Genomic DNA, 11,002 nt, shown 5'->3' on the forward strand with positions numbered 1-11,002 from the left:
AGCAGAAATTATGGCCAGAGTCATCGAGTTGTACGATACCACCCTGCGGGATGGAACCCAGGCCGAGAATTTCAACCTCTCGGTCGACGATAAAATCAAGATCTGCCGGCAACTGGACCGGATCGGCATCGATTTTATCGAAGGTGGCTGGCCGGGCTCCAACCCCCTGGCCGTCGACTTCTTCAAGCGAATGCGGGACGTGGAACTCAAGCAGGCCAAGCTGGCCGCCTTCGGTTCGACCCGTCATTTCCACAAGAAACCGGAAAACGATGCCAACCTCCAAGCCCTGCTTGCGGCCGGGACACCGGCGGTGACCATTTTTGGCAAAAGCTGGGATATCCATGTTATTGATGCCTTACGGATCGAACTTGAAGACAATCTGGAACTCATTGAGGACTCGCTCGCCTATCTGCGGCCCCGGGTGCAGCACCTGCTGTACGATGCCGAACATTTTTTCGACGGGTTCAAGAACAACCGCGAGTATTGTCTGGCCACTCTGGGGCGGGCAATCGCCGGCGGCGCCGAAACCCTCGTCCTCTGCGACACCAACGGCGGTACCCTGCCGCACGAGATCCCGGCAATCATGGAGCGGGTGCACCGCTACTGCGCCGAACAGGGCAGCCAGGTGCGCATCGGCATCCATGCCCACAACGACTCCGAAACCGGTGTGGCCAACGCCCTGATGAGCGTCCACATGGGGGCCACCCAGGTGCAGGGCACGATCAACGGCTTCGGCGAGCGTTGCGGCAATGCCAACCTGACCTCGATCATCCCGGCCCTGATCTTCAAAATGGGCCTGGAATGCAAGGTGGGCAAGCGCATCGATCAACTCTACACCACCGCCCGAATGGTCAGCGAACTGGCCAACCTGCCGCATAACCGTTATCAGCCGTATGTGGGCGAATCGGCCTTTGCCCACAAGGGCGGCGTCCATGTCAGCGCCGTGCAGCGCAACCCCATGACCTACGAGCACATCGCTCCGGAAAAAGTCGGCAATACGCGCAGGGTGCTCATCTCCGACCAGTCGGGCAGGGCCAATGTCCTGATGAAGGCCCAGAAGTACGGGCTCAACATCGACGAGAATGGCCCGGCGATGGCGGCCATCATCGGCGAACTGAAAGACCTGGAAAATCAAGGGTATCAGTACGAAGCGGCCGAGGCCAGCTTCGAATTGCTGATGCGCCGGGCCATGGGATTGCAGCGGGACTTTTTCCAACTGGAAGCCTTTCGGGTCTTGCATCACAACCACGACAAGGACAAGCAGCCGATCACCGAGGCCACCATCCGCCTCTATGTCAGGGGCAGCGAGGTCCACACCGCCTCCATGGGCGAGGGCCCGGTCAATGCCCTGGACCGGGCCCTGCGCAAGGCCCTCACCCGATTTTACCCCAGCCTTGAGGACATGGAACTCGCCGACTACAAGGTCCGGGTATTGACCGGCGAACACGGCACAGGCGCCAAGGTCCGGGTGCTGGTGGAGAGCAGGGACCTGGAGGACAGCTGGGGCACGGTCGGCGTGTCGGTGAACATCATCGAGGCGAGTTGGCAGGCCCTGGTGGACAGCATCAACTACAAGCTGATGAAGGATGAAAAGCATCGGGACTGAAAGCGGACCTGCTCAGGGCGGTGCGAACGGCAAGGACAAGCAGACGCTTGTCCTTTTTCTTTTGGCGGGCTGTATCCTCGGCCTCCCGTTCCTGCACCGGCAGGAGCCGCCGGCGCAGGCGGTCTACGCCATCGAGCGCAATGCCGACACAACGCGGTGGCAGGTGGTCAGCGCTGCCCGCGATGCAGCGTGGTCACGGCAATCGGATGAAGGTCTGGTTCATCCATTTTCTCGGCAATCAGGCGTATCCATACTTTTTTCCGATATATATGAAAAAGATTTTCTGCCAGCCGAACTTGCCCTGTTTTTTCATCGCCCCCTGCCCCTGAACACAAGCCGCCTTGAGGATCTGACCATGCTGCCCGGTATCGGTCCGCGCCGCGCCGCCATGCTGATAGCCGAGCGGGAGAGGAAAGGGCGATTGCAAGGACCGGAGGATCTGCTGGCCGTGCCTGGAATCGGGCCGGTTACCCTCCGGCGCCTCCTCCCGCTGGTCAGCTTCGAATGACATCGACGTTCAGCCCCATCACCGCGCCGGTTCTCGTCCTGGTCGGTCCCACCGCCATCGGCAAGACAGCCCTGTCGCTCCACATCGCGGAGCAACACCAATGCGAAATCGTCTCCATGGACTCGATGCAGGTCTACCGGTACATGGATATCGGCACCGCCAAGGCAAGCAGGGAGGAACGGCGCCGGGTCACGCATCATCTGATCGACATCGCCGATCCGGACGAACAATACGACGCCGCCCGGTTCGTCCGCGATGCCATCAATGCCATCGCGGATATTCATTCGCGCGACCGCATCCCACTGATTACCGGTGGAACCGGACTCTATCTTTCATCATTAATCAATGGGATATTCGATATAATTAAAGTTTCGGATTATATTCGTACGCATCTCCGGCACCGGCTGGAACAGGAGGGGAGGGCGGTGCTACATCGGGAACTGATGGCCGTGGACAGGGCGAGCGGCGAACGCATCCATTGCAACGACACCCAACGACTCCTGCGGGGACTGGAGATCTATCATGCCACTGGCATTCCCTGGTCGGAACATGTGCGCCGCCAGCGTCAGACCGGAACGGCTCCGTGTTTTTCCCGATTGCTTCTCCTGGGACTGACCTGCGGACGCGAACTGCTTTACGATCGCATCAAACAACGTTCAATCGGCATGATGAGCGATGCATTTATTCAAGAAGTTGAATGGTTGCTGGCTCATGGCTACGGAGCCGACCTGCCGGCGATGCAGGCCATCGGCTATCGGCACATGCTCGCTTTTCTCGCCGGTGCCTGTGACCGGGAAACCGCCACCTCGACCCTGATCCGCGATACCAGGCGCTACGCCAAACGCCAGATGACCTGGTTCAGGAACCAGCAGCAGGTGGCATGGCACCAGATCGGCCGGCCCGAGCCCGTCCTTGCGGCCATTGACCGCTTCATTCGGGCCCGGAATACGGACGTACCCGCCGTATGACCTCTTCCGGGCAGAAGTACACGATGGCGTGTAGCGGCAGCTCCCGGGAAAAGGCGTTCGGTATTACCATCGCCAAAGAATTCGGCCTTCCGTTCCACGTGGGCGAAATTCTTTTTTCGCGCAGTATCGACACCCTGGAGAAGGCCGAGGCCTTTCTGTATCCACAGTTGGCCATGCTGCCGTCACCGGACGGGATGCAGGGCATGGCGCAGGCCGTTGCCTGCATTTGCGCGGCCTGCGACAGCGGCCAACCGATCTTCATCCACGGCGATTACGATGTCGACGGCATCAGCGCCACCGCCCTTTTGGTTTCTTTTTTCAGAGAGCTGGACAAACAGACTTTTTTTTATATCCCCAACCGGCTGCAGGAGAGCTACGGGTTGTCGACCGGCTCGATCGATCGGCTGGTGGCGCAGTGTCCGAACCGGGGCGGTGTGCTGATCACCGTTGACTGCGGCATTTCCGCGGTCGAGGAGGTCGCCTATGCGCGGCAACGCGGCCTCAGCGTCGTGGTGACCGATCACCACGAACCGCGCGGGGCCTTACCGGAGGCCGATGCGCTTCTCGATCCGAAGCAACCCGGATGCGGTTTTCCATGCGATGCGCTGGCCGGAGTCGGTGTGGCCTTCTATCTGCTCATGGCCCTGCGCAAGGCCATGAGTATCCGCCTGAACCTGAAACAGTATCTCGACCTGGTGGCCTTGGGAACGGTCGCCGATGTGGTCCCTCTGACCGGCGCCAACCGCATCCTTGTTCGAGCCGGACTTGAAGTATTGTCCGCAACGAATCGTCCTGGCGTTCTTTCTCTCCGATCAACCAGTGGGCTGGACAGGCGTGACATCCTCTCGGAGGATATTGCCTTCAAGTTGGCCCCCCGCATCAATGCGGCAGGGAGGCTCGGCCGTCCGGAAACGGGAGTTGCGGTGCTGCTGGCGCGCGACATGGCACAGGCGCGTCTCATGGCGGACGAACTGGAGCGCATGAACACTGCCAGGAAAGAGCTGGAGTCGAAAGAACTGGAGAAGGCCGAGGCGTCATGCTGTGAGCAGATACGGGCAGGGAAGGGCGGGCTGACCGTGTATCGTCCGGATTGCCATGCCGGGGTGCTGGGGATTCTCGCCTCACGGCTGGTCGATCAGCATCAACGACCGGCCATTGTCTGTGCCGACGACGGCAAGGACGCATCGGGAGAAACCATCAAGGGTTCGGGGCGCTCGGTCAAAGGAATCAACCTCTTCCAGGTGCTTGCACGGTGCGACCACGTTATCGAGCAATTCGGCGGACATGCCATGGCTGTCGGTTTGACGCTCAAACGCCGGAATCTACTGGAGTTTGCCCAGATATTTAATCGTCAAATCGACCACTTGAAAGACAAACTTCAAAATGAACGACATATTATGGTCGATTGCAGATTGCGCGACGCCTCCATGCTGACGCCTGAACTGGCACGCGCAGTACAGTGGCTGCAACCCTTTGGCGAAGGCAATCCAGAACCGGTCTTTTTGCTTGCCGGCCAGCAGTTGATCGCGCCGAAAAAAAAGAACGGCCATCTGATGTTCCGCCTTCGAGGAAAAGGGCAGGTGTTTGCCGGCATTGGTTTCCACCTGGGCCATCCCCACCTCGATCTGGCCAGGCCGGCCGATGTGATGTTTCAGTTGAAACGCTCCTGGTTCAGGGGGATAGAGCAGAGTCGCATCCATGCCCTTATGCTCACATCCTCTTGATATCAAAACACAAATAAAATTTAACATAATATATATTATGCGACATTAAATTTATGGCCGTTAACCGTTTGCCATGCAACTTCACCATGCTGCAATTCTGCAGGCACTTTCTCATCCGCAGAATGCTACAAACCGTAGCACCATCGATTTCTTCTTGTTCATCCCCTTGATATGACCGCGAAGCGTAGACCGGTCTCATGACAGTCTCTGATGATCGGATTCGGATTGACGCCGCGATTCCGCCGTCTCTTCCCAGTCGAACCTGGGTACGTTGCGTGTGCTCACAGTGGAGAATTCGCTTTTCTTTCCTGCGGTTCAGCGCTGGCGCGGATGATCGCCCTTCCCTCTTTCGAACTCGGTCTTGTCAGGGATAGTACGTTGGCCCGCATAAAAAATATTTTCATTCTGAAAACAGGATGATACGGGCTTGCAGTTTCGTTGTAGATGTGCTATTTCACGCACATAGATGATTTATGATCATCGACGGCAAGCTGAAGCGCAATGCGTTTTCTTGTTTAGATTTTTGAAATAATTAAGAATTTCCAAAACATCACCTCCGGCTCTTTTTTGTTCTGCTGTTTATTCGCATGGTTACGGAAAAGTTTCCAGTGATCGTGCGGTAACCGGGAAAGCGCTGGAGCGTTTGTCCGAAGCATTGTTGGTCCGTTCGTTTTAACCCTTACGGTACGGAGGCCACGGATGATGCGCTTTTCGGTGAGATGGACGGCGATACGACTGGTAGCAGTGTTGGTGCTCCTGCTGATCGGAGCGGTGTTCTTTGCGCCGATGCCGGCGTGGACGACATCATGCACGCAAACAGGAACGGCCATCGTCTGCATAGGGACAACTACCAGCACCACCATCGGTAGCGGTCCCTCCACCCCATCCGGCACCACCGTCACCATCAATAGCGGTGCAACCCTCAACGGCGGCAACGCCAACGCGATCAGCCTCGCCAACAACGCCACCATCACCGTCAACGGGACCGTTACCAATACCGCATCCAGCACCGGTGGATTGTGGAACGCCGGTCGAAATACCATCGAATTCGATTCTGACGGCACGCTCTTCGTCGCGATAGGAGCATCGGTCCGTTCTCTGGGCACCTCGACCAACGCCGAAGCGGTCAACCTGATCGGCAGGAACAACATCATCACCAGCTACGGCCTGATTTCCGGGCTCAACTCGGCGGCCATCTGGTTCGAGGACCACACCCTCGGCACCAACACCATTGACAACTACGGCACCATCCAGAGAGGCAGCGGTTCCGGCAGCGTCATCGCCAATGTCATCGGCAACCAGTCCTACAGCGATGTGCATTTCACCAACCACTCCGGCGCCATTGTGTACGGCAGCCTGTCCTTTGCCGGCGGCAACGATATCCTGACCCTGTATCCCGGTTCGGTCATCACCGGCGGCTTCAACGGCGGCGGCGGCACCAATACGCTGACCCTTACCGGCCAGCAGGGGACCAGCGACACCCTGCCCGGCAACATCAGCAATTTCCAGACCCTGACCAAAACCGGGGCGGGAACCTGGACGCTGTCCGGCACGGTGGGCACCAACAGCGGCACACCGCTGGCCGTTCTGGTGCAGCAGGGCACGCTGGCGCTCACCGGGAACAACAGTTCATTCAACGGGTCGGTGGTGGTCGATCCCGCGGGTATCCTCCAGGCGCGCGCCCAGAGCCTGCCGCCTAGCGTCACCGACAACGGTCTGGTGCATTTCGTCCAGACCGACAACGGCACCTATGCGGGCGTCATCAGCGGGTCGGGCTCGGTGCTGAAAACCGATGCCGGCGTGCTCACCCTGTCCGGGGCCAATACCTACGCGGGCGGCACCACCATCCAGGGCGGCACCATCGCCATCAACGCCGACAACCGCCTGGGCGCAGCCTCTGGCCCCATCGTCCTGGACGGCGGCACCCTGGAACTGACGGGCAGCTTCAATCTCTCCGCATCGCGGGCCATCACCGTCACTGCAAATGATGGCACGATCCAGACTGATGCAAGCGTGACCAGCACGGTCAGTCAAGGGATTACCGGAGCTGGCGAACTGACCAAGGCTGGAACAGGTACTTTGGTCCTGAGCGGCGCGAATACTTACGCCGACGGCACGGTCATCGACGGCGGCATCCTGCAATTGGGCAATGGCGGGACGACCGGCAGCATCGTCGGCAACGTAGAAAACAACGGCACGCTGATCTTCAACCGCTCCAACGAATACCAATTCGACGGCGCCATTTCGGGAACCGGTCAGGTCTTCCAGTCCGGCCCTGGGGTGACCATCCTCACCGGCAACAACAGCTACACCGGCTCAACCACGGTCTCGAACGGCTGGCTCTTCATCGACGGTGACCAGAGCGCCGCGACCGGAGAGACCGCAGTGGCCAGCGGCGCACGGCTGAGCGGCGACGGGACGGTCGGCGGCGACGTGACCATCGCCAACGGCGCGACGCTTGGCCCCGGAGCCGTGCCGCAAACTCCCGGCATCCTGACCATCAACGGCGACCTCGTCCTGAACTCCACCTCGGAACTGCTCTACAACGTGGTCCAGGCCAACGTGGCCGGCGGATCGCTCAACGACCTGACAGTGGTCAACGGCGACCTCACCCTCGACGGGGTCATCAACATCGCGAACCAAGGCCAGACCTTCGGACCCGGCGTCTACCGAATCATCAACTATACGGGCGCCCTCACCAACAACGTCCTGGAGGTCGGCAACCTGGTCAACGCCCCGGCCTCGCCGCAAGACCCGCAGACCGTAGTCAGGCCGCTGACCGAATTCTTCGTCCAGACTTCGATCCCGAACCAGGTCAACCTGGTCAACCCTGCTGGGTTGCGGCTCAACTACTGGGACAGTCCGCTCGACAATGCCGACGGCATCATTACCGGCGGCGACGGTGTCTGGGCCGCTACCGCTCCGCCGTCAGGCAACGATAACTGGACCGACGCGACCGCCTTACCGGCCGTGCCCTGGAACCAAGAGGCCTTCGCTATCTTCATGGGAGCACACGGTACGGTGACGGTGGATAACGAGCCGGGCGGCGCGTCCTGACCCCGGTCAGGGTCAACGGCATGCAGTTCGCGGTCGACGGATATGTTATCGACGGCGATGCGCTGACGCTGGTGCCCGACATCTCGGCCGGCGCCTTTTCCACAATCCGTGTCGGCGACGGCACGTCGGCCGGCTCGGCGATGACGGCGACCATCTCCACGGAACTGACCGGCACTTCCCGCCTGGTGAAAGACGACCTCGGCACACTTGTCCTAGAAGGCGCCAACACTTACACCAATGGCACAGGCATCGTTGGCGGCACGCTGCAGATTTCCAGCGACCAGAATCTCGGCGCAGCCTCCGGCATTCTAGCCATTGCCAACGGTTCCACGCTGAGAACGACCGCCAGCTTCGCCACCAACCGCCTGATCGGTCTCGACAAAACCGGCTCTGGTGTCGCCAGCGGAACGATAGAGACGGCGGTCGGAACAACGCTCACGGCCAACGGCGTTGTCGTCGGGCCGGGCTCCCTGGTCAAGGCCGGTGACGGAACCCTCGTCCTGACCAACACCAACACCTATGCCGGCGGCACCACCATCGGTGCCGGCACGCTACAGGTGGGCAACGGCGGTACGAGCGGCAGCATCGTCGGCGACGTGGTCGATAACGGAACCCTTGCCTTCAGCCGCTCCGACCAGGTCATCTTCGCCGGAACCATCTCGGGGTCGGGCGCGTTGCAGCAGATCGGCACGGGCACGACCATCCTGACCAGTAACAACACCTACACCGGCGACACCACCATCACGCAGGGCACACTGCAACTCGGCAACGGCGGCGCCAGCGGCAGCATCGTCAGCAGCAACGTCGTTGACAACGGCACGCTGGCGTTCAACCGTTCGGACGACGTCACGTTCAACGGCCTGATCAGCGGCACGGGCAACGTCGTGCACGACGGCGCGGGCATCACCCGCCTGACCGCGGACAACACCTACACCGGCAGCACCGCGATCAACAACGGCTGGCTCTATATCAACGGCGACCAGAGCGCCGCGACCGGGGATCTCACCACGGCCAGCGGCACCCGCCTGGGCGGAGACGGAATCGTCGGCGGCAACGTCGACATCGCAAGCGGCGCTACGCTTGGCCCCGGTTCCCAACCGCAAACCCCCGCCACCCTGACCATCAACGGCGATCTCGCTCTTAATCAGGACTCCATCCTGTTCTACAACATGATCGAGGCCAATGTCGCCGGTGGGGCGCTCAATGACCTTGTCGAGGTTGATGGTGACCTGGTTTTGGACGGGGTGATCAATATCGTGGACGAAGGCCAGACCTTGGGCCCTGGTGTCTATCGGATCTTCAATTATAGTGGAGACCTACTTTCCAACAGTGGGGATACGGACGGACTGAGAATCGGCAACTATGTGACTGCTCCGACGTCACCTCAGGACACGCCGGTCGTAGGGGCTCCCCTGACCGGTTTCTTCGTCCAAACCTCAATCCCCAATCAGGTCAACCTGGTCAATACCGCCGGACTCACTCTTACCTATTGGGACGGCGACCTGCCAACCTCCTCCCCGAATCCTTCTGACAGGGACAACGGCCAGATCGGAGGCGGCGATGGCGTTTGGCGCAACCTGGGATCAGACGATGACTGGACTGGCTCTGACGGCACGATCAACGCGCCCTGGACAGACGCCGCCTTCGCCATCTTCACGGCCGCCTCGGGCACGGTGACAGTTGATAACAGTCAGGGGAATGTCACGGCCACCGGCATGCAATTCGCCAGTGACGGTTACGAGATCATCGGCGACGCAATCACGCTGGTTCCTGATTACAACAGAGGTGGTGTCTCCTATATCCGCGTCGGCGACGGCACCCCGGCCGGGGCGACAATAACGGCAACCATCGAAGCTGAATTGACCGGCCAAGGCGGTGGAGCGGCCCTGATCAAGCAAGATCTCGGGACCCTCATCCTTAGCGGCGACAATAGCAGCTACACCGGCGGCATATTCGTCGCCGGCGGCACCTTGCAGGTTTCGGCGGACAACAATCTCGGGGGCGCAAGCGCCCCAGTGTTCATTTCCAATGACTCGACCCTGCGCACAACCAGCAGCTTTGCAACCGACCGCTTGATTTTTCTCGACAACTCCGACGGTGGGGCGAGTGGAGGCAACAGCAACGGCGTCATAGAAACTCAGGGCAGCGGCACCGTCTTTACGGTCAACAGCACAATTGTGACACCTTCAGGGCAAGTAGCATCCCTGATCAAGACCGGTTCGGGTACGCTGATCCTGACTGCCGACATCCTCGATACCCAATATTACAGTAGTTATTCTGGCGGCACCACCGTGAAGGATGGCATTCTGCAACTGGGCGATCCCACCGTGAACAGCGGCACTACCGGCTCCATTCTCGGCGACGTGACCGTGGAAGCCGGTGGCGCACTGGCCTTTAACCGCTCGAACACCTACACCTTCGCTGGGATCGTCTCGGGGGACGGCGACTTGCTTCAGGCGGGATCAGGCACCACGATCCTGACCAATGCCAATACCTACACCGGCGACACCACCATCACCAACGGCATCCTGCAACTGGGCGACGGCGGCACCAGCGGCAGCGTCGACAGCGATCTGGTGACCGTGACCTCCCCCGGCGCTTTGGCTTTCAATCGCAGCGACAGTGTGGTCTTCGACGCCATGGTGACGGGCACTGGTCAACTGCGCCAGATCGGTACCGGCACCACGATCCTGACCAATACCAACGATTACACCGGCGGCACCAGCATCACCCTGGGTACCCTGCAGATCGGCGACGGCGGCACCAGCGGCAGCATTACCGGCGACGTGAGCACGACCGCCGACGGCACGCTGGCCTTTAGTGATTATCCACAAATAATTTGCTCGCAATTTTCCCACCTCCAGCTAATATCCGTTGAAACCAAGCAACGGGGGGAGAAATGGCACGCATCAAAACCTGGGAAATTTCGGATGCATTCTGGGCGATCGTTGAACCGTTGATCCCCACAGATCTGCGAGAAGCCGGAAAAGAATATACTCGTAAGCCGGGCGGCGGCCGAAAGCCGAAGTATTCGAACCGACTCTTTTTCTCCGCAATAGTGTACGTCCTGAGGACAGGAATCATCTGGAACGCCTTGCCGCGTGAGAAATTTGAAGGCGTCAGTTCTGCTATGGTTCAT

General features: G+C 59.9%; 7 protein-coding genes. All 7 read left to right on the forward strand.

Annotated features, from left to right (window positions below; all coding sequences use genetic code 11):
* Positions 1 to 10 precede the first annotated feature (10 nt).
* Positions 11 to 1,606 carry a citramalate synthase gene (gene cimA, locus Q362_RS0115360; RefSeq protein WP_028319397.1) on the forward strand — a complete coding sequence of 532 codons (1,596 nt, stop codon included), beginning with the start codon at positions 11 to 13 and terminating at the stop codon, positions 1,604 to 1,606.
* Positions 1,587 to 2,114, forward strand: a complete 528-nt coding sequence (locus Q362_RS22435; RefSeq protein WP_051554381.1) for a ComEA family DNA-binding protein — start codon at positions 1,587 to 1,589, stop codon at positions 2,112 to 2,114. The genes cimA and Q362_RS22435 overlap by 20 nt, the downstream gene beginning before the upstream one ends.
* A complete protein-coding gene (gene miaA / locus Q362_RS0115370; RefSeq protein WP_028319398.1) occupies positions 2,111 to 3,082 on the forward strand; it encodes a tRNA (adenosine(37)-N6)-dimethylallyltransferase MiaA in 972 nt (323 codons plus the stop codon). The genes Q362_RS22435 and miaA overlap by 4 nt, the downstream gene beginning before the upstream one ends.
* A complete protein-coding gene (recJ, locus tag Q362_RS21055) occupies positions 3,079 to 4,806 on the forward strand; it encodes a single-stranded-DNA-specific exonuclease RecJ (RefSeq protein WP_051554382.1) in 1,728 nt (575 codons plus the stop codon). Before miaA ends, recJ begins: the two co-directional genes overlap by 4 nt.
* Positions 4,807 to 5,505: 699 nt before the next feature.
* The gene (locus Q362_RS21060; protein ID WP_084312840.1) at positions 5,506 to 7,863 is read left to right on the forward strand and encodes a beta strand repeat-containing protein; all 2,358 of its coding nucleotides are present in this window, start codon (positions 5,506 to 5,508) and stop codon (positions 7,861 to 7,863) included.
* 20 nt (positions 7,864 to 7,883) lie between these two features.
* Positions 7,884 to 10,823 (forward strand): beta strand repeat-containing protein, encoded by a 2,940-nt coding sequence (locus Q362_RS21065; protein WP_051554385.1) that lies wholly within the window; start codon positions 7,884 to 7,886, stop codon positions 10,821 to 10,823.
* Positions 10,763 to 11,002: transposase (locus Q362_RS23045; protein WP_157470189.1), on the forward strand; the 240-nt coding region annotated here is incomplete at its 3' end. The genes Q362_RS21065 and Q362_RS23045, both read left to right, overlap by 61 nt.

This window comes from Desulfobulbus elongatus DSM 2908 (genome assembly GCF_000621145.1).
Classification (GTDB): domain Bacteria; phylum Desulfobacterota; class Desulfobulbia; order Desulfobulbales; family Desulfobulbaceae; genus Desulfobulbus; species Desulfobulbus elongatus.

Coding starts and splice junctions, on each gene's coding strand:
- cimA (WP_028319397.1), top strand. CDS start 11: ATGGCCAGAGTCATCGAGTTGTACGATACCACCCTGCGGGATGGAACC.
- Q362_RS22435 (WP_051554381.1), top strand. CDS start 1,587: ATGAAAAGCATCGGGACTGAAAGCGGACCTGCTCAGGGCGGTGCGAAC.
- miaA (WP_028319398.1), top strand. CDS start 2,111: ATGACATCGACGTTCAGCCCCATCACCGCGCCGGTTCTCGTCCTGGTC.
- recJ (WP_051554382.1), top strand. CDS start 3,079: ATGACCTCTTCCGGGCAGAAGTACACGATGGCGTGTAGCGGCAGCTCC.
- Q362_RS21060 (WP_084312840.1), top strand. CDS start 5,506: ATGATGCGCTTTTCGGTGAGATGGACGGCGATACGACTGGTAGCAGTG.
- Q362_RS21065 (WP_051554385.1), top strand. CDS start 7,884: ATGCAGTTCGCGGTCGACGGATATGTTATCGACGGCGATGCGCTGACG.